Source organism: Leptospira selangorensis (assembly GCF_004769405.1).
GTDB lineage: Bacteria > Spirochaetota > Leptospiria > Leptospirales > Leptospiraceae > Leptospira_B > Leptospira_B selangorensis.
Map to the genome: position 1 here is coordinate 223,307 of NZ_RQES01000012.1, position 18,540 is coordinate 241,846.

The following is an 18,540-nucleotide window of genomic DNA, read 5'->3' on the forward strand; positions in this document are numbered from 1 at the left end:
TCCTATGTCAAACATAAATATCCTAATTTAGGATATTAAAAGTCATAATCTCCACATTCTTTTTTCAAATATCCTGAATCAGGATTCACGTTAATTGCGTATTTTGGAATTTAGAATCAATATTCCGCATCGATATCCCAATTTGGTAAAAAGTAGAAGTTCCCTAAAGGAACATACAATATTTAAAATATACTAAATTGGGATATTTTATGGGAATTCAAAATAATTTTCTTTCTTTTTACTCGAAGAAGTCACATCCCATCTAAATAGATGATCTGAATTTTCTTTTTAGATCTTCTCCCGTGTTTTATGTCTAAAAAATTCGCCTTTGTATTTTACGGGATCTTCTTCCCTTCTTATCTTTTCGCTTCTGAAATATTATTCAAGAATGGAGATGCCTATATCGCGGAAGAAGTTTCAGAAGAGCAGGAATATGTTCTTCTTTCCTGGAAAGAGAAAAAATATAGGATCCCCAGGTTAGAACTCCAACGAATCGATCCAAGGAAGAAGGGACCGGATTCTTCTTATCGTTATTCAGAATTCAAATTAACGGATGGAACCCAACTAAAGGGCATTTTAATCGAAAAAAAGGAAAACAAACTTATCTTAAAAACGGAACTCGGTTTTGTCGAGTTGGATAGATATAAAATTCTCTCTCATAATTTTGATGAGATCTCTTCCGAACCTCCGAACATTCCGGAAAAATATCTATTAGAAACTTCTAAACAAATAGAATGGAGGATCGGCTTTTTCGGTTCCGGATATTATTCCTGGGGTCCATGGGGACAGGCATTTCCTATTACATACGGAGGAGGTGTGTTTTTAGAAAAAGATGCGAGCTCAAATTTTTGGTTTTATGGAGTTTCTTCCGAGGTTTCGATCGGAAAAGGTAAGAACGAAAATCTAAGTATCTGGAGCCAATCCGCCTATTTAGGAAAATATTACGGAAATTCCTCTCCTTATTGGTTATTAGGAGCAGGTTTCAGTAATCTAACTCGAACCGGGGACGAAAAGATCTCCTCGGCCAATCCTGATCTAATTTTTGAATTCGGTTGGAATTGGCGGACCGAGTCCAGATCTTCCATTCGATTCGGTATCCGTTCCCAATGTAGTATAGAAGAAGGTTCCAATTTTTGCAGATCCGGCCTCCGATTTTCCTGGGGGTTTGCGATATGAGGAGAATATATTCCGTTTTTATAATTTTTTCTATATCCTTACACTTATCCTTTTGCACAGGCTCCGGTTTATCTGAAATTTTAGGAGAAGAATCTGCCAGAGCAGAATTCGCATTTGTAGCAAAATTAGGCCCTAATTCGGCAGTTCTTTCCTGGAATTGTTCTCATCCTGCAAAAGGTACAATGTATACAAACGATGGAATACTTCCTAGTATCCAGTCATCTAAAACTCATTTTTTAGAATGGAAACATTTAAGCGCGAATACTTCTTATAGAGTAATCTTAACCTGCGGGTCTCAAAAGATAGAAGAAGGTAGTATTTTAGAATTCAGAACTTGGATCTCGAACGATCCTCCTAAAACAAGGGGTATTTGGATCTTAGGTGGAATTGCGAATGACGGACTCCCTATTAAAGAAGTGGATCTATTCGATCCGGTGACGGATACCTGGTATTCTTCTATTACGAATATTCCTAGTCCCAGGATTTTCTCTTCGATCGTTCATCATAAAAACAAAATATACATTATCGGAGGAATGGAAAATATTTCCGGGACCTATGTTTCTTCTTCTAAGGTAGAAGTTTATGATCCGTATGCAGATGTATGGGAAACAAAATCTTCTTTGCCTTCGGGTTCGATTGGTGCAGTGGTAGGTTCTGTCGGAGATGAGATCTATATTCTTTCCGGTTCCAATTCCAGTGATATGACGAACGGTCCCGTATTTAATACAATTTTAAAGTTCTATCCGGAACTTGGAATAACTGGCCAATGGATCTCTTTCTCTTCTGCTTCCACGATATTCAGCAGAGTGGATATGGCAGGTTGTGCGATCAACGGTGTAGTTTTTTATACCGGCGGTAGGACTTACAATAGTGGGAGTGCAAACTCAAGCACGGACGGTTTTGCTGCTTCTGCAAATACTACTACTTCTTTTAGCGAACCTAGTTTAGGAGAATCAAAACATGGAGCTGCCGGAGTTTGTATTTTACCTTCTTCCCAAGATCCCTTTCCGGCTGACGGCGTTTATTTTGCAGTTGTAGGAGGTTCAACAGGTTCCGGAAATGTATTCCAACCTGCGACTTCTATTATTCCTACAAACAGAACCGAGTTTTATCAATTGGGCTCTTCTTCCTTTTCTTTAGGACCAACCCTTCCTGCTTCTCTATATTTTCCTGCGGTCCAAACTTCCTATGAGACTCGTAAAATTTTTTCTTTTGGAGGAGCTTCTTCTATTAATATTCCTGAAAACACCGTATATTCTTTGGATTCGGGAAATCCATTAGGTTCCGCTTGGACAACTCATTCTCTTTCTATGCCAAGAAGGAGATATTCTCATAAAGCGATTCGGATCGACAGATGAAAATAATGTTCTGGAAATCGGCAATTTTTAGAATGATCACGTTCTTTATTCTTCTAATCTCTCCTTTATTTTTATTATCAGAAGAAGGTAATCTAGAAGATAGATGGATCCAAGAAGGAAACATCTTATTAGAATCCAAACAATTCGAAGAAGCTTTAGTATTAGCAAATTCCATTTTAGAATCGGATCCTTCTAACTCTAAGGCTGAATTTATTTTAACCCAAGCCTGGATCGGAATCGGTAAAGAAGAAAAGAAAAAGGGAAATTTTAATAAGGCGAAAGAATATCTAGGAAAAGCTTATGAGAAATGGCCTTTAAATGAAAGTATTCGAAAGGAACTTGCGGAGTTAGAAAATAGTCCTCATCAACATAAAAAACCGTCCATATCTTCAGGAAACAATTCTTATATACAAAATGTATTCAACAAAAACACGGAAGATCTGACTAACAGTATCAACCTTCTCCGCCTAGAAATCGAAAAACTAAAAGGTGAATTAGAAACGGAAAGACAAGGACGTTCTAAAGAAAACCTAAATGAAATCAATTTTTACTGGGTTTATTTTCTTTTAGGAATACAAATTATAATCTTATTTGCAATATTTAGAAAAATATAATATCACCTGACCCAAAACTTCCCAAAAATTAAGCGCTAAAAGCGACCCCTCTTTCCGCAGCGATCTCTCTGGCTGTTTTTCCATCTTCCGTTTTTAGATCCGGATCCGCACCTTTCTTCAATAATAAAGAAACGATCTGTTCATTTCCCTGCCTGGAAGCTGCGATATGAAGTGGAGAAAAACCCCCGTCTTGTGTAAAGTTCGGATCCGCACCATTCTCCAAAAGTAATGCAACCGCATCCGCTCTCCAAGAAGCAACGGCAGAATGTAATGCAGTATTACCGATCGATAATTTACTTTTGGATTTCGCGTGTATGTCCGCACCCTTCTCCAATAAAAATTGAATAATGGAAAGTTTTCCGAAATGGGAAGCAAGATGTAAAGGTGTCCAGCCATCCGGGCTATAAGAATGAACGATACTTGGATTGGAGTTTACGAGTTCTTTCACTCTTTCCTCATGTCCTAAAGCAGCCGCTTCGAATAGATTGAGCGGAATTCCTAAGGTAAGATATGAATTTACTATATCTTCTTTGCCGTAATAGAGAGCGAATAGTACGGGAGTGATCCCTTCCGGATTTTGCTTGGAGGCTAGATCCGGACTTTCTCTCAATGAATAGATAACTTGAGCTTTATGACCTGCGGCGATCATTTGGAACATATCGGAAATCAAGCAATAGGCCTCCGAAAAACAACGAAGGATCATCCATTCTTTTAGTGCTTTGTCAATCCGGTTTCGACCGAGAGTAAAGAATTCGATCGGAATTATTCTTTGAGCTGTATCAGATCAAAGGGTTGGAGGTCCACAGAGATAGGTGCAGGAGTTAAAAGCCGATTATCTCCGGTATCGAACATTGTAACGCCCGGCTGAGAGAATTGGGTATTGGAAACGTAAAGTATTTCGTCATCCGCAAGCAAGATCGTTGTCAAACTCGCGTCATAGGAGGAAGGAATAAAAAGTAAAGTCCCCAACTTCTGGCCCGTGCTTGGATTAAATACTTGTAATGTTTTATTGAAGGAGGCATCCAAAACACTTGCGTAACCCAGTTGCTCGTTTTTGACCTGCACTCCGAGTATATCTCCTCCAGCGGCAGCTTCCGAAAACAAAAAGCCTGAGCGGAAAGTCCGAGAAGAAAGCCTAAATGCCACTACCCCGCCGTCAATCTGGCTCAAAAAACCCATTCTATTTGCTGCGGCAAAAACGATATGGGTCTCTCCGAAAAGATCTAATAGCTGGGGTTTGCCCACCGGATTCGGAACAGGAAATGTATAAGAGGAAAGAATAGAATCGGTTACGGTATCTATTTCCAAAAGAATAGATCCCCAAGGACCCGGTGGAAAATATCCAGTAGGATCATTTCGATCCAATCTTTGTAATACTACAAAGAGGCTTGTGCCGACGATCTGCATTCCGGACATTTCAGGTAGATTATCGGGGATCGCGCTCGGTTCGGAATAACCTCCCAGATCGATCTGCCCTAAACTTGCTCCCGTCAAAGGATGAATAATCCTTAATATTCTAGACCCATAAAGCGATATATAAGCCTTGTTCTGACCTAGGATCGCAATATCGGCGGGATTTGTGCCGGAACCCATAGACCATTCCGATATAGTCTGGAATCCGAAATTGGGATCCAAAACTTGGACACTATCCCTATTTAAACGATTTAGAATATATACTTTATCATTCCCGAATCTAGCGATAGCATCGGAATGAATCGGAGTTAATCCGGGATAAGAAAGAAGAAGTTCAGGATTTACTACCTTAAATCTGCCCCCACTTGCAAAATCAGTGGTCACCACTCCGATATTATTCGGAAGGTTCGGAGTTAAAAATAAAGTATATAAAGGTGGTCTTTCTATATCTCCGCAGAAGGAAAAGAAAATAAACAAAGAAGGAAGAATGGTTCGTGATATAAATCTCATCTTAAAACCTCCCACTCAAGGTGATAAACCAATTTCTTCCTGGAAGAGGATATCCTACAATATCCTCCACTCTTTTATCTCCCATATTCCTAAGATCTATACTTAAGAGAAGTTCTCTCGGAGTCTTTTCTCCTTTTTTGGTGGGATCTTCTTCTTCGGGAGAAGAATACAATACAAGTGTAAGATATGCGTTCCAAATCTGACGAGCAGGTTGGTAATTTACATATTCATTTGTCCTATCCTTAAAAACTGCTCCTACATACACACCTTCAAATCCAAGCTCCCATCTTTTTCCTCTATACGCGATTGTTCCGGAGATCTCATGCTTAGGCCTAAGAGGAAGATATTTACCGTTTAGATAAGGTGCAGGAGAAGTATTGATTGCTTCTTGGTAGGTATATTCTAATAAAAATTTCCAACCCTTGTATTCGGTTTTATGAGAAACTTCTGCCCCATCAATCCTTGCAGAATCCACATTTTCCGGTCTCAAGGTAAACTGTGAATTAGGGATGAAAAGGATCATATCCTTGATCCTTTTTCTAAAATAGGAAATCGTAATATTGGATTTGAGTTCTCCGTTTTTATATCTTCCCGTGACACCCGCATCCCCATTCTCACTTCTTTCCGGTTTAAGAGAATCGTTTGCGATGATTGTTCCAACTTCTCCGAATAGTTCCAAAAAACTCGGGATCCTATATTGTTTAGCGATATTAGATTTGAATTCCAAAGAATAATTTTCTTTTTCCCAAAACCTCCAAAGAAGTCCCGTTTTAGGATTCGAAAACTCAGTGGTTTTTGTGGCAGAAGCGAACGGATCTTGTTTTCTATACCAAGGTTCGTCGGACTGGAATTTGTCTCTGTAAGAATCCCAGGAAACTCCAGGAGTCAAAACTAGTTTCCCGTCTAAAAATCGAAACTCGTCCTCTACTTGAAAAGTAGTATAGGTCCTTGTTTTTCCGGGCTCGTATTTTAGATCTATATTTTGAGGAGTACTTCTGGATCTTTCAAAAGTTTCCCTTTCTATCCCGGCGTGAAATTTCAGAATTTGATAATATTCTAATAAATATAGTGTGGGAGTAATTTGGAATCCAGACTGCCCCATAAAAGCGGTGGAATTAGGAGTTCCTTTGGAAAATTCAGATTTTGGATCGAATAGATCGTCATTCGTAAAGGAGGTAAAAGCACGAGTCTCTAATCTGAGCAAACCATCGAATATACCTTTCGTATCCGTTCCGAGAGAAGTAGTATTTCTAAGATACCTACGATGAACTTGTTGAGTTTGGTTACTTGCAGGTCCTGGAATTCCATGAAATCTATAATTTAGATCATTCCAAAATTTGATCTTGGTTGCTCCGATATCTCCGCTCAGTCCTAACATTCCCGAAGTTCTTTCGTATTGAGCGTTCCTTCTTTTGTCGATCGTGTCATCCAGAGGATTGACGAGTAAGGTCCCATGATTGTTTAGATAAGAAAAGTTCTGGTCGGATTTTTCGCCGAGCAAGAATACACTAGTGCCAATTCCGCCATAAGTTCCCGTATGCGTTATGCTACCTTTTCCGGTATTAAAACTTCCGGCACCTATATTAACACGAGTTTTAGGAGGACCGCTTCCTGTTCTTGTGACTAAGTTTACACTTCCACCGATTGCGGATCCTGAAAATCCGACGGGAGCGCCACTTCTATAAACTTCTATACTTTGTAAATTGTCGAATGGAAGATCTGCGAGGTTTACTTCTCCCCCTTGCGAATTATTAAAGGGGACTCCGTCTATGAAGATCCTGGATTGGTTCGGATTTGTTCCTCTAAGAGATAGAGTGGAATAAGAACCTAAACCACCGTATCTTCTGATCCTTACTCCTGCTTCTCTTTCTAAAACATCCGGAAGATTCGTATAACGTGCATTGTATTGGTCCAGATCTATGGAAGTCTGGAAACCTGTTGGGTTCTTTCTGAAATTTTCAGGCTGAGAATTGGAACCGGTCTTTCCCACTACTTTTACAGTGGAAGTTTCAGTCTTCTGGGTCTCTTGGGAAAATATTTGGACGGAAAATAAAAAGAGCCCTAGATGAAGTATCCTGGAAAATCGTTTAGGTCTTTTATACATTGAGGCCTTAACTCCCGAAAGCCAGAGAATTGAAAGTAGCTCTGATAGGTTTTCTGACTCACGCCCGATTCGGACCCTTCCCGTCTTTCGACAGTGGTTTTGACCGATCGTTTAGGCGTTTACAGCTGCGGGTACAGCTCCGGATTTTCACCGGATTCCCTTTTCCGATCTACTTGCAAGACCAGGTTCCCAACCCAAGTCGGAGGGGCAATCTCAAAAAGGTCTGGCCGTCTCTTGCTTACGCAAGACCGCAGAGTAACGAACACCCACCCTGTAGGAGTTCCTACATGTGGATTTTTCAAGAATAGAAAGAAATATTTTCTTGATGTAAGATAAAAACCGGAAAGGATTCACGAATTCGCGACCGGAAGGGAATCCCTTCGGGTCTACCTACATAACAGGGAGCATCGAACTCGAATGAAACGCATTCCATCCTTAAGATTTCTTTTATTAGGGATCTTTCTTTTAACTACCTCGTCCTTATCAGCAGCCGGAACTTATTCCGAAGGTTGGACAGTTGCAAAATTGATCCAATTTGAAAGCAGAGGGGTCATTTTTGAATCTTACGAAGGTCTTTTAGAAGTTTATACTATAAACGATTCAGAAGCTTGCGACGAAATGAAGGACGAATGTTTTGTTCCGGCAAAACAAAAGATCGAATTCAGCGTACGTCCTGAAAACGCAGATGTAGTGAACTTCTTAAGCAAAAGTTTAAACCAGGAAATTTTAGTCCAATATAGGATTCATAGATTAGAGCCTCTTGCATTGTCTTCCGACTACGAAGTGGTAGGAGCTCAGCTTCAGGAAAAATCCCTACCGAAAGGCCTTCCTGATAAGATTGTAAGCAAAAGTAAGTCCGGAGGAAAAAGAAATTTTTCCGTTACTGGACGTATTCTAAGTTTAGAATATAAGGGAACCTTAATTGGAACCTGGGAAGGCTTATATCTGGATGAGACCAGAAACAAAGTGCATCCTTTCTCTGTGACCGACGAAGAGATTGCGGCCTTCGCCACAAACACTCTCAAGTTCGGACTTAGATATTTCTTAGGTGTTTCCGTGGCTTACGTGACTGGAGCAAGAGATTCTCATTATGATATTTATGAGATCAACTTCAAAGCTCCTGCAGGCGCGCTGGAGCCGGCTGGCAAAACCCAATAATTTACATTAAGATCCTATTAAGTAAAAGGCCGATCTAGGAGTTCCTATATCGGCCTTTTTATTTTAGAGTGTTACGAGAATATCTCTGTAGGAGCTCCTACATGGTTTTGAAGACGGCCCCCACCCTGTCCAGGGTGGAGGAGGTGGGTTAGTGGGAGAAGCCTTTTCCCCTATATCATAAAATTGTAAAATTTACAATTAAAAATTTAGGAAAAATTTGTAGGAGCTCCTACATATAATAGTTTCAATTAAGGATGGAAACTTCCGTCGGACTGGATTTTAGGTCCTTTTCCTGGGAAATCAGATTTAGTCAAAGACTGGATCAGTTCGGTAGTCTTAGCGTCTGGATCCGGAGCAGGAATTCCATTTTGGCTTAATTGTAATGGATGGATCTTACCTTTAATAAAATTCCCTTGTTTATCTAAGTCTGCTTCTAAGACCAAAGAATATCCGCCATATCCTTTCGTAGAGAATACTCTATATCCTAAAAAATTTCCTAAAGAGTAAGCGACCAGTTTTCCTTTATACAATTCGAATGCTCTAGGTAAATGAGGTCCATGTCCGATAAATAAGTCTGCACCTGCATCGATCAAAGCATGGGAAAGAGCGACTAGGTTTCCTCTATATTCTCCGTAAAATCTTTCTTGTTCATTTTTTACGTGTAAAGCAGGTCCACCTTCTGCTCCGCCATGAACGGATATAAAAACCAATTGTGCTTTTTTCTTAGCTTCTTTTACGAGAGCTACACCTTCTTCTATATGGTTCACATGATTATGAGCGCTTTCCATATGGCTGAATCCGATCCAAGCCACTGAAATTCCTTTTACGTTCATATAAGTGATCGCGCCTTTTTTGCCAGTGTATCTAACTCCAGCTTCTGAGAGATTTTTACCTGTATCTTCGAAACCTTGTTGGTGAAAATCCAAACTATGATTATTCGCAATGGAAACTATATCGAATCCAACATCCTTTAGGATTTTTGCATATGATGGAGGAGTCCTGAAAGCAAATATAAGAGGACGATTTATATTTTTAGCACAATGAGGATAATCAGTCAGAGTACTTTCGAAATTTGCAAATAGTATATCCGCCCCTCTCAAACTAGGCTCCACCTGAGAGAACAAAGTGTTTCTAGGATCGGAAGGAAGTTTATTCTCCGGATAATTGGTTCCCATGACCAAATCTCCCACCGCTTTGATCTTCAAAGTTTCAGGTTCTACAGATTCAATCGGCTGGCATTGGGAAAATAAAAGAGAGAGTCCTAAAAGAAAGGACAATGCAAGGATTCTATACATAGGGGAAGGATTTTAGAAACCCTATCCCTGGCAAAGCGGTTTTTCTTAGGTTAAAGCCCCTTCTTAGGGACCTACAACAACTGCAGTAGGAGTTACTATCACAGGAATAACTCCAACAAGGAAGCCTTCGGGAAGATTAATATCCGAACTAGTGCTGATAGCTCTGAATTCAATCACGCAATTGCCAGCGGAGAAAAACGTGGTAAAAAGAGTTTGAGAAGCGTAACTATTTGAACCAGAAAACATGACTGAAGTAGAATTTTCACTACTCTGAGAAGGGCAATTTATATAATCCATAGAAGCTTGCAGAATAGACTCCGAGTTCCCGCTCCATTCGGAAGGGATAGGAGCTTTGATAGAAGCTGTAAATGAACCATTTTGGTTTTGAGCCAAAGTTAAGACGGGAGGATTAAATTGTAAAAGATAAGGACTCAAAACTACTCCGAGCACTGATAATAAGGCTGCTCTCTGCTTTTCCGGATCCTTTTTCTCTTCTTCTGAAAGACCTAAAAACTCTTTTCCCACATCTGTCCCTGTAAGCACGAGTCCACAACTTACGTTATGGGCAACGAGCATAAGGAAGATAAAACTTGTTATAAATTTTTTTCTGAGGCAAAGAGATATTAGCATCTTCTACGTTTAACAATAAATTTACCCAAAAAGCAAGTCTTAAAAATAAGATTAGATCCCCATTTTATGTCGGGAAACCTCTCAAATCACCGATCCTTATACTATGCAATCCATCCCTTGTAATACTTGTTCTAATTCTGAATTTACCCCACTCTTCTCCAAGGCCAGCCCCAAAGGAGAGATCTTCCAAATCGTAGAATGCAAAAAATGTAAATTAGTCCAGGTCAATCCTCAACCAAGCTTGGAAGAAGTTTCTAAGTATTATGAAGACTCATACTTCACCCAAAGAACTGATAGAGGTTATGATAATTATTATTCTGAAGAAACCAAAAAAGAGATCGCAAGAGTATTCAATCTAAATCTGAAGGATCTAGGTTTCTTCGATTGGGAAAGATTATTAGGTTCCGAAAGATCCGCTTTAGATGTGGGCTGTGCTGCAGGATATTTTTTGGATTATCTTAAAGGCAGAAATTGGAAAACCAAGGGTTTAGATATCGCAAGTGGTCCGGTACGTTTTGCAAAAGAGACCTTAGGTTTAGATGTGGAACAAAAAGATTTTTTGACCTGGGATTTGGAAGGAAAAGAAAAATTCGATCTGATCACTCTTTGGGCAAGCATAGAACATCTTCATCATCCTAAAGAAACACTTCAAAAAATCTTAAAACACTTAAAGCCGGGAGGAAGAATGATACTTTCCACTTGTAGATATGGAGTTCTTGCAAAATATCTGGGACCTAAATGGAGATATCTAAATGTTCCGGAACATCTTTATTATTATAGTTTGCCAGGTATTATTTCTTTAGGAAACGAATTGGGTTATATCCCACTCGGCCATATTTCTTATGGAAGTGGACTCACTGCTAAAAAAGGATCCGGAGTCTTCTACAAAACTTCTAAGAAAGTAGCGGATTGGGCAGTCAAAAAATTTGACCAAGGAGATATGATGGCTGTTTGTTTCGGAGTGGCGAGATAGGCGTCTATTGTACGTTTACTTGAAGGTCGCCGATATCAGTACCCACCGGTAAACCATCTCCGTTGGAAGTAATTATCACATGCTTAAACAGACCACTTGTCTTTAAGCTACAAGAAAAACTAATTCCTCCTCCACCTAAAGTCAATGGAAAGAGATCATCACTAGCAACCGTAAATGTTTGACTTGGAGCCAAACATGAAGGATTCCCGGTCCATTGTATCTCAAAAGTAAAATCTCCGCTTCCACCACCAGGCGGTGCGGCCTGGGCCTGCATTCCTAAATTTAAACCTACGACTGTAGTACCGCTTGCCCCACCCGGCCACGATGCAAGTACAATTGAATAGAGACCTTTTCCGGATGCAGCACTAAAGCTAAGAGTGCTCGGATTAAATCCAAGTATCGTGGATGTGCTTCCACCAGCTCCTCCAGAACTCAATCCAAGTGCCGCTAAAACTGAGCTATTATCGTTCTCTTGAGATACCTTTGCAGCTTCTTCTTCCGCTTGGTATCCTAAAGCAAGACCGCAATTTAAGGTCAAAATGGAAACATATATTATAAATATTTTATATATAGGGAAAATCGAATAAAAACGTTTCATAAAGGATAACCCGCAAATTCACTTACAATACGAATACTCCCCCCACGACTGAGAATTCGAGCAAGCAGGTTTCAGATCCTGGAAAAATTTCCGTCACGAAGAGTTCCACATCCCCCATTCGAGGGATGTAGAACATTCATATTTTTTAATATTATTCGAATTAAAGGAATCGAAGAGATATAATAACTGTTTGTTTCGGAGTGACTAGGAAATCTTACGTTTTAGAATATAACGGAAATATCAAGGTGTAACGGTTACTTGTAAAATTCCGATAACTGTACCCACAGTAGGAAGTCCCGTTCCTGAAGAAGATGTTATAACATGTCTTAATTGGCCAGTTCCAGCTACGTCGCAAGAAAAGGTGATACCCGCACGTAAAAGTGGAAATGTGACATCGTCTGGAACTGAAAATGTTTGAGACGGAGCTGAACACGCACCATTTCCAGTCCACTCCACGTCAAAATCAAATTGCCCAGGTCCAGTACCGGGCCAAGACGGAACGGTAAGTGCATACATATCTTTGCTCTGAGAAGCACTAAAATTAAGAGAAGTAGGACTAAAGGTGAGTAATCCGGAAGACGCCCCTCCCCCCAAAGTTCCTCCGGAACTCAATCCTAAGGCTGCCAAAATCGGACTATTACTATTATTTTCGGAAGCTTGAGCAGCTTCTTCTTCGGCTTGGTATCCTAAAGCAAGCCCACAATCCAAAACAAGGATCGCAAATAGGAATATTATAAATTTATAAAATATAGAATTGGATAAAAAACGATACGACAGCATAGGAGAATTCCCCTGACAAGTATGATAGCCGAATATCGGGCCTATACACAAGTAGGATTTTAAGAATAGATAAATTTATTGACTAAAAACGAGAGGCCGCATCCCTCATAGGAGGGATACGATAGTAAATATCAGTGTTTTTCTTTGCCTGTCTCTTTGCCAGATTCTTTTGTAGCAGGAGTATCTTTTACTTTGATGATCTTAGTTGCAAAGATCACTTTATATACTTCCTTTTTTAAAAGAGTAAATTCATGTTTTTGCCCGTTGGAATCTTCCGTTTCTAGTTTAAGGGAATCCACATCTTGGCCAACCACTCTGGCTTCGGTTGTTTTACCGGTTCTCAGAATGATCATGCTGTAATTTTTACCTGCATGTTCTGCCGGGCTAGTTTTATCTAAATACTTACGTAGAGCATCTTCCAATTCTTTTTCGGTTTTGGAGAAGAAATCTGCATGAGCTCGAGCCTTCTCTTCTTCGAAGAATTTTTCGTATTGGTCTTTATGAACGAATCTAGTTCCTAAATCACATTCATTAACCGTTACTTTATAGAATACAACTGTGCTGAAAAAACCGGTGAGCACATTCAAAGTTGCCTGCCATCCATTCACTGAATGTTCTGCGAAGTAAACCTTGCCTTCTTTCTTTTCTATCTCTATATCCCTCGAACCGGGGATACGCCATAGACCATAAAGTGCGAACCAACGATTATAATGTGTTAGTTCTTCGCAGGGTTTACTCCCTGCTTCCAGGCCCAGTTTATCCTCTCCTGCGAATTCTATTCTTTTATCTAAAGTACAGTTTTGGAGATGTAATGCGGTTATACCGATTAGGGTAATAATTTTGCAAAAATTCGAATATCGTCTACTTGGAAGCATACGACATGTTCAAAACGCTATAATAACGTAATCAAATCTATTTTAATTCTGTCCGATTTTTTTTGGAGGATGTGTAGAAGTTTTTCTGACCTTAGGATCTGTGGTTAAAGCCACTGGCCATAAAGTTTTCTTCTGCGGTTTGTCCTTAAACAACCTTACAAAAAAGTAAAATGGTACAGCGATTGCCAGAAATAGAAAAAGGTATCTAGGAAGAGTGGATTCTAGAATGGATTCGCGTATTAAACCCATGGCTCTTCCCTCGTTCTCGGGGATCTTATTTCGATAATCCGAGCCGTATTCATAGGCATAAACTTTCAATTTCAGGCCTCTCCAAGCCTTTTCAATCGGATTCAATCTATTCTCAAATGCGGATTCCGAACTTACCCGATCTAACTTTAATACGCTACCAAGCATTGCGCTTATCAAAAAAAAGCAGAATGGAATTCCTACTAAGAGAAGGAATAAAGGAGAAGAAGATCTGTTATGAGATGGGACCTTCTTTATTTGTTTTTTATTCTTCGGTTTTGCAGGATTCATCGCTTAAAACTTTGACTGTTCGGGTACAAGCTTCCTCTACTAGTATCGAACGAAAGTCCTTGCTTTTCCAAGGAGTTTTTCTAAGGTTCTAAAGAATTGCAAACATGCGACATATTCGTTTCCTTCTCCTTATCCTATTAAGCTCCTGCACCACAGTTGGATTTCACAGGTCTTCTGTGAGAGATACATATGAATACGGAAAAATGAAATTCATCCGAGTATGTGTCTGGAAGGACGAAAATGTCTCCAAGGAAAGAATGAATTATCTATTCGATTCTTGGAATGAAGAATTAATCTTATATAATTTGCAAGCAAAGGTGGCTCAGGTAAAGGATTGGCAAAGGCCAGGGTGGACTGGAAAAGCAATCATGGAAGAACTATATAATGCGGAACTTCCGGAAGGTTGTGATCGGATCTTAGCATTGGCTGGAGTTAGATTCTCCGACATTGTGTACGAATTTGCTTCTTATATACTGGCATTATTTTTTATACCCACATTCGAAGTTTTAGGAGCAGTGGATAGTCCCACCGGAACCAGAGGATTTGTTTTAGCTCATACCGCATCTCTAGGACATTTACTCGTAGGAGGAGCTTCCAATACGATTGTTCACGAAGGATATCATTTATTGGGATGCGGACATGCATTCTATCTTTCAGAATGTTATGGGCAGATCAAAGAACTGAAAACAACCTCGGAAATCGCAGGAGATTCTTTTTTCCCCGCTACTTATCCTGGAGGAGGGTTTATCACTTCTAGGAAACAATTAAATTATTTCTTTTTAGGACGTTAGCGTATAAAAACCTGGAAGAATGAGCCAAACTTCCGAGAAAACTAAAGAACATTTCTCCTTAGGATTCAGCGAAGAAACCTTGGGCTATCTATACGCTCTGGCAGGAACGGTATTATTCTCCTCCAAGGGAGTGATCGTAAAACTAGTTTATAAATTTGGAATAGACTCAGTCACGGTTCTTGCACTCAGAATGATATTTGCCATTCCGTTCTTCGCATTTGTTCTATACCGAGAATCCGGTAAAAGTTCAAACAAACCGATCAACCGGAAAGATTATGGAATCGTAGTTTTACTCGCATTCATCGGTTATTATATGGCTAGCTTTTTCGATTTCTGGGGTTTAGAATACTTATCCGCCTCGATGGAAAGACTGGTCCTATTTACATTCCCTGCACTTGTTCTTCTTTTAGGTTTTGTTTTTTTAAAGAAGAAGGTTCACAAGATCGAGATCTACTCCGTTGCCCTCACATACTCAGGCATACTATTGGCATTTTTACCAGACGCGGAAGCCCAAGGAAAATCCGCTTGGATCGGGGCAACCCTTGTGTTTCTTTCCGCATTGGCTTACGCAGTATATTTAATCGGAAGCGGGCAAATGATCCCGAAACTTGGTTCTCGAAAATTCACCGCACTTTTGATGATTTGGTCCGGAGTTTTTGTACTCATTCATTTTTTCTTCACGAAAAATTATGAGATCCTAATACAACAACCTTTGCCCGTTTATGGTTACGGATTTGCCTTAGGGTTTTTGACAACAGTATTACCTGCATTCTTAACTACAGCCGGTATCCAAAGGATAGGTTCTAATAAGGCGTCCATTGCAGGAAGTGTCGGCCCTGTCTTTACTTTATTTTTAGCGGCAATTCTTTTGGGAGAGATCATCACCTGGGAAAATGTGGTCGGAACCGTTATCGTTCTTTCTGGAGTATTTTTGTTAGGAAGAAAGAAAAAAGTTTTGGAATAATGAATTCGCACAATTGAAGCGAAATCCATTTTATCTTCGCGGCTTCGTGTGAAAATACTACCCTTTAATATCGATAACAAGCATTGCCATATCGTCTCCGAAAACACCTTCCGAAAATTGGAACACATCTGAGACAACCTGATCTAAATATTCATCTAAATTCCCAAGATCTCTATGTTGAAATAGAATGTCCTGAAAACCGGGAAGATCCAAAATCCTACCTTCCGCATTGAATACCTCATACATCCCATCCGAGTAGAATACTATTCTATCATCTTTTTGTAATTTAATGGATTCATTGAAATATTCTATAGAATCGAAGATCAAAAGAGGAAGGTTCATACCTTTCAATTCCATCTTCTCTTCCCCTCTAAACACTACAATAGGAGGGTGACCCGCATAAGAGTAGACAAGCTTCTTCTCTAAAGGAAAAAATCTGGCCCATACGGCAGCGATATGATGTTCCACTACCATAGGTTTTAGATCTTTTACGAATTGTTGGATACCTTCTGCAGGAGAAAGGCCTGCCTTTGCATGATGCCTAAAAGAAAGAACGGCCATTCCGGAAACCATTGCGGAAGAGATCCCATGACCGGAAACATCTCCGAATAATATATCCAGCACACCATTCTCATGCTGGATGTACGTTATGATATCTCCTCCCACTTTTTCGAATGGGCGGAAATAACTATCCATTTTATAAAAAGGTGAACTAGGAAATTCTCTGGAAACTAAGGATCTTTGTGTGAGGCGTGCTAATTCCAGATCATGATTCATTCTTTCATAAAAATCATTCAGATCGGATTCTCTTTTTTGTCTATCGAATGCCAGAACGATCAAATCGCCTACTAATCTCAGAACATAAATATCTTCTTCCGTCCAAAGTTTTTGGCCCTTTACGGAATCGAATCCTATAAAACCAAGCTCTTCGTCCCTGGAAGAAAGACCTACCACTACTAAAGAACGAGTTCCTCTTCTTTCCAAAAGATTCCGTAAGGAAGCATGTGTAGAAGGAACATTATCCAAAGAATCATAAACGATATGACCCTTATTACTAATCGTATCGTAATCCGATTTTGGAAAAGTTTCTATAGGAAGATTTTGTAATAGATGGATCCTATGTTCTATTCCATCCGCGCACCATTCATTCGTATTGGAGATGGTAAGACCTGCATGAGTGTATAAAAATAAAAACGCTCGATCCGCTCCGCAGAATTTTCCAAGTTCTCCTAAAGCGTGGTTCACTGCGTCCGTTGTGTTTCCGGGTTCTACACTTAAAAAATATCTGGAGAGTTGGGTGAGTAAACTTTCTAAAGCGATCGTTCTTTTCAGCCTGGATTCTGCGGCACGAATGGAAGTTACGTCCTTCTGCACTCCCCAAGCTCTAAGTAAAAACCCATTCTCCACTACTCCCAAAGCAGTGCTTAGAAAATATTTACGTTTTCCTCTTAGATCTATCTCTTCGGATTCGCTATCGTGTATCTTATAACCGGAACGAATGAATTCGTTAATGCCGAACATATTCATCTTGTTAGTCGGTCCAACAAGATCTTTTAAAAGAACACCTTTTATCTCTTCTGCGTTATGATACCCATAGATCCTGGCCATGGTATCGTTGCAATGAGTAAGCCTTGCATTCTCATAGATCAATCGGCACTGTTCCTCGATCGGAAGAGTGGTGTCTAAAGGAGAATCCAACTCGTAGGACCAGATCCCTTCCGGAGACCTGCGAAAATAACCGTCTACCTTCTCGATTTCCTCGAGTCGGGTTTTGTAATCCAATTCCATTCGTACCAGGCGGCCCTTGCCATTTTTCTATTTATTATCGGGTGAGACAGCCGGGGAATTTTCCCGGTTTTTTTATTTTCTGCCCACCCAATTTGTCCGGGGCCCGCTGTATTTTTATATACGGACCACAAGGAGGCGCCAATGAAAACCGAATATAGAAACTCGATCAACCAAGAAAAAATATCTGCTCTTGCCGAAATGCTCGCAGACAAACTCATCGAAGAAATCCGCAAAAGAGCCCTTGAAAAACACGAAAATTTCCCAAAAGAGGCGGCATAAAACAGAATGTTGTCAGAAAAAACCGATTGCCAAGGGACGTTTTCCTTACAGAATTCCGCTGGTCGGAGGTGGGAATGTCCCAAGGCGATTTTTTTCGGATCCGTAAAAGTTTTCTGATCGGTTTTACCGGTCTGACTCTGTTTTTCACAAATGCATGCGGCTATAACACAATCCAAGTCCAAGATGAGCAGGTAAAAGCTGCTTGGTCAGAAGTAATTAATATGTACCAGAGAAGAGCGGATCTCATCCCCAACCTGGTCAATACAGTCAAAGGTTACGCCGCTCAAGAAAAAGAAGTATTGATCGAGGTCACCAGGGCAAGAGCTAGTGTGGGCTCCGTCCAGGCCACACCCGAAGTATTAAATAATCCTGAACTGTTTGCAAAATTCAACCAGGCACAAGGACAAATGACCTCCGCACTATCCAGATTGATGGTGGTAGTAGAAAAATATCCTGACCTGAAATCAGACAAAAGTTTTATCGGGCTACAAGCTCAATTAGAAGGTACTGAAAACAGGATCGCCGTTGCAAGAAATCGATATATCACTTCAGTCCAAGAGTATAATATCACAGTGAGAACATTTCCAAACGTGATCACCGCTAAAATTTTCGGCTATGATATAAAACCGAATTTCAGCGTAGAAAACGAAAAAGAAATTTCTAAACCTCCTCAAGTCCAATTCTAAAAACCGGATTT

General features: G+C 40.0%; 19 protein-coding genes and 1 riboswitch. Of the genes, 9 read left to right on the plus strand and 10 right to left on the minus strand.

Translation table 11 applies throughout. The annotated features are described in order from the left end of the window. Positions 1-309 precede the first annotated feature (309 nt). The 3 genes from EHO58_RS09060 to EHO58_RS09070 are packed head-to-tail and all read left to right on the plus strand — an operon-like array spanning position 310 to position 3,148. A complete protein-coding gene (locus EHO58_RS09060; RefSeq protein ID WP_135679700.1) occupies positions 310-1,176 on the plus strand; it encodes an LA_3334 family protein in 867 nt (288 codons plus the stop codon). After that, positions 1,173-2,534 (plus strand): Kelch repeat-containing protein, encoded by a 1,362-nt coding sequence (locus EHO58_RS09065; RefSeq protein ID WP_135679701.1) that lies wholly within the window; start codon positions 1,173-1,175, stop codon positions 2,532-2,534. Before EHO58_RS09060 ends, EHO58_RS09065 begins: the two co-directional genes overlap by 4 nt. Next, positions 2,531-3,148 carry a tetratricopeptide repeat protein gene (locus EHO58_RS09070; protein ID WP_135679702.1) on the plus strand — a complete coding sequence of 206 codons (618 nt, stop codon included), beginning with the start codon at positions 2,531-2,533 and terminating at the stop codon, positions 3,146-3,148. Before EHO58_RS09065 ends, EHO58_RS09070 begins: the two co-directional genes overlap by 4 nt. 28 nt (positions 3,149-3,176) lie before the next feature. Here the strand turns inward: EHO58_RS09070 and EHO58_RS09075 are convergent, their stop codons facing one another. From EHO58_RS09075 to EHO58_RS09085, 3 genes are all read right to left on the minus strand, one after another. Continuing rightward, positions 3,177-3,815, minus strand: a complete 639-nt coding sequence (locus EHO58_RS09075) for an ankyrin repeat domain-containing protein (protein ID WP_167483210.1) — start codon at positions 3,813-3,815, stop codon at positions 3,177-3,179. Positions 3,816-3,910: 95 nt separating this feature from the next. Beyond that, positions 3,911-5,071 (minus strand): YncE family protein, encoded by a 1,161-nt coding sequence (locus EHO58_RS09080; protein ID WP_135679703.1) that lies wholly within the window; start codon positions 5,069-5,071, stop codon positions 3,911-3,913. Between the two features lies 1 nt (position 5,072). Continuing rightward, positions 5,073-7,175: a TonB-dependent receptor gene (locus EHO58_RS09085; RefSeq protein ID WP_135679704.1), complete on the minus strand. Its 2,103-nt coding sequence runs from the start codon at positions 7,173-7,175 to the stop codon at positions 5,073-5,075. 26 nt (positions 7,176-7,201) lie between these two features. Beyond that, positions 7,202-7,376, minus strand: a riboswitch (cobalamin riboswitch). A gap of 216 nt (positions 7,377-7,592) precedes the next feature. Here EHO58_RS09085 and lsa26 point away from each other — a divergent pair. After that, the gene (lsa26, locus tag EHO58_RS09090; protein WP_135628690.1) at positions 7,593-8,333 is read left to right on the plus strand and encodes a surface adhesion protein Lsa26; all 741 of its coding nucleotides are present in this window, start codon (positions 7,593-7,595) and stop codon (positions 8,331-8,333) included. Positions 8,334-8,581: 248 nt separating this feature from the next. Here lsa26 and EHO58_RS09095 read toward each other — a convergent pair whose 3' ends face one another. Together EHO58_RS09095 and EHO58_RS09100 are read right to left on the minus strand one after the other, a co-directional pair. After that, positions 8,582-9,628, minus strand: coding sequence for a CapA family protein (locus tag EHO58_RS09095; RefSeq protein ID WP_167483203.1), 1,047 nt, complete (start codon positions 9,626-9,628; stop codon positions 8,582-8,584). A 63-nt stretch (positions 9,629-9,691) separates the two neighbouring features. Continuing rightward, complete coding sequence (locus tag EHO58_RS09100; RefSeq protein WP_135679705.1) at positions 9,692-10,204, minus strand: hypothetical protein; 513 nt, start codon at positions 10,202-10,204, stop codon at positions 9,692-9,694. A 157-nt stretch (positions 10,205-10,361) separates the two neighbouring features. On the opposite strand from EHO58_RS09100, the gene EHO58_RS09105 reads away from it, so the two are divergent. After that, entirely contained in the window at positions 10,362-11,231 is an 870-nt protein-coding gene (locus EHO58_RS09105; protein ID WP_135679706.1) for a class I SAM-dependent methyltransferase, read from the plus strand. Between the two features lie 4 nt (positions 11,232-11,235). Here EHO58_RS09105 and EHO58_RS09110 read toward each other — a convergent pair whose 3' ends face one another. The 4 genes from EHO58_RS09110 to EHO58_RS09125 form a co-directional block, all read right to left on the minus strand. Continuing rightward, the gene (locus EHO58_RS09110; RefSeq protein ID WP_135679707.1) at positions 11,236-11,829 is read right to left on the minus strand and encodes a hypothetical protein; all 594 of its coding nucleotides are present in this window, start codon (positions 11,827-11,829) and stop codon (positions 11,236-11,238) included. 240 nt (positions 11,830-12,069) lie between these two features. Beyond that, on the minus strand, positions 12,070-12,609 hold the full coding sequence (locus EHO58_RS09115) for a hypothetical protein (protein ID WP_135679708.1): 540 nt from the start codon (positions 12,607-12,609) through the stop codon (positions 12,070-12,072). A gap of 131 nt (positions 12,610-12,740) precedes the next feature. Further along, entirely contained in the window at positions 12,741-13,484 is a 744-nt protein-coding gene (locus tag EHO58_RS09120) for an LIC_13076 family protein (protein ID WP_135679709.1), read from the minus strand. A gap of 42 nt (positions 13,485-13,526) precedes the next feature. After that, positions 13,527-14,021, minus strand: a complete 495-nt coding sequence (locus EHO58_RS09125) for a hypothetical protein (RefSeq protein WP_135679710.1) — start codon at positions 14,019-14,021, stop codon at positions 13,527-13,529. Between the two features lie 203 nt (positions 14,022-14,224). Here EHO58_RS09125 and EHO58_RS09130 point away from each other — a divergent pair, with 203 nt between their 5' ends. Next, positions 14,225-14,812 (plus strand): hypothetical protein, encoded by a 588-nt coding sequence (locus tag EHO58_RS09130; protein WP_244241118.1) that lies wholly within the window; start codon positions 14,225-14,227, stop codon positions 14,810-14,812. Positions 14,813-14,831: 19 nt separating this feature from the next. After that, positions 14,832-15,776, plus strand: coding sequence for a DMT family transporter (locus EHO58_RS09135; protein WP_135679712.1), 945 nt, complete (start codon positions 14,832-14,834; stop codon positions 15,774-15,776). Between the two features lie 57 nt (positions 15,777-15,833). Here EHO58_RS09135 and EHO58_RS09140 read toward each other — a convergent pair whose 3' ends face one another. Beyond that, positions 15,834-17,564, minus strand: coding sequence for a SpoIIE family protein phosphatase (locus tag EHO58_RS09140; RefSeq protein WP_135628699.1), 1,731 nt, complete (start codon positions 17,562-17,564; stop codon positions 15,834-15,836). A gap of 141 nt (positions 17,565-17,705) precedes the next feature. On the opposite strand from EHO58_RS09140, the gene EHO58_RS19555 reads away from it, so the two are divergent. Further along, entirely contained in the window at positions 17,706-17,843 is a 138-nt protein-coding gene (locus tag EHO58_RS19555; RefSeq protein WP_165780177.1) for a hypothetical protein, read from the plus strand. 74 nt (positions 17,844-17,917) lie between these two features. After that, complete coding sequence (locus EHO58_RS09145) at positions 17,918-18,529, plus strand: LemA family protein (protein ID WP_135628700.1); 612 nt, start codon at positions 17,918-17,920, stop codon at positions 18,527-18,529. Positions 18,530-18,540 lie beyond the last annotated feature (11 nt).

Excerpts from the sequence above, each read along its gene's own strand:
- EHO58_RS09060 (WP_135679700.1), top strand. The coding sequence starts at position 310 with ATGTCTAAAAAATTCGCCTTTGTATTTTACGGGATCTTCTTCCCTTCT.
- EHO58_RS09065 (WP_135679701.1), top strand. The coding sequence starts at position 1,173 with ATGAGGAGAATATATTCCGTTTTTATAATTTTTTCTATATCCTTACAC.
- EHO58_RS09070 (WP_135679702.1), top strand. The coding sequence starts at position 2,531 with ATGAAAATAATGTTCTGGAAATCGGCAATTTTTAGAATGATCACGTTC.
- EHO58_RS09080 (WP_135679703.1), bottom strand. The coding sequence starts at position 5,071 with ATGAGATTTATATCACGAACCATTCTTCCTTCTTTGTTTATTTTCTTT.
- EHO58_RS09085 (WP_135679704.1), bottom strand. The coding sequence starts at position 7,175 with ATGTATAAAAGACCTAAACGATTTTCCAGGATACTTCATCTAGGGCTC.
- lsa26 (WP_135628690.1), top strand. The coding sequence starts at position 7,593 with ATGAAACGCATTCCATCCTTAAGATTTCTTTTATTAGGGATCTTTCTT.
- EHO58_RS09095 (WP_167483203.1), bottom strand. The coding sequence starts at position 9,628 with ATGTATAGAATCCTTGCATTGTCCTTTCTTTTAGGACTCTCTCTTTTA.
- EHO58_RS09100 (WP_135679705.1), bottom strand. The coding sequence starts at position 10,204 with ATGCTCGTTGCCCATAACGTAAGTTGTGGACTCGTGCTTACAGGGACA.
- EHO58_RS09105 (WP_135679706.1), top strand. The coding sequence starts at position 10,362 with ATGCAATCCATCCCTTGTAATACTTGTTCTAATTCTGAATTTACCCCA.
- EHO58_RS09110 (WP_135679707.1), bottom strand. The coding sequence starts at position 11,829 with ATGAAACGTTTTTATTCGATTTTCCCTATATATAAAATATTTATAATA.
- EHO58_RS09115 (WP_135679708.1), bottom strand. The coding sequence starts at position 12,609 with ATGCTGTCGTATCGTTTTTTATCCAATTCTATATTTTATAAATTTATA.
- EHO58_RS09120 (WP_135679709.1), bottom strand. The coding sequence starts at position 13,484 with ATGCTTCCAAGTAGACGATATTCGAATTTTTGCAAAATTATTACCCTA.
- EHO58_RS09125 (WP_135679710.1), bottom strand. The coding sequence starts at position 14,021 with ATGAATCCTGCAAAACCGAAGAATAAAAAACAAATAAAGAAGGTCCCA.
- EHO58_RS09130 (WP_244241118.1), top strand. The coding sequence starts at position 14,225 with ATGAAATTCATCCGAGTATGTGTCTGGAAGGACGAAAATGTCTCCAAG.
- EHO58_RS09135 (WP_135679712.1), top strand. The coding sequence starts at position 14,832 with ATGAGCCAAACTTCCGAGAAAACTAAAGAACATTTCTCCTTAGGATTC.
- EHO58_RS09140 (WP_135628699.1), bottom strand. The coding sequence starts at position 17,564 with ATGGAATTGGATTACAAAACCCGACTCGAGGAAATCGAGAAGGTAGAC.
- EHO58_RS19555 (WP_165780177.1), top strand. The coding sequence starts at position 17,706 with ATGAAAACCGAATATAGAAACTCGATCAACCAAGAAAAAATATCTGCT.
- EHO58_RS09145 (WP_135628700.1), top strand. The coding sequence starts at position 17,918 with ATGTCCCAAGGCGATTTTTTTCGGATCCGTAAAAGTTTTCTGATCGGT.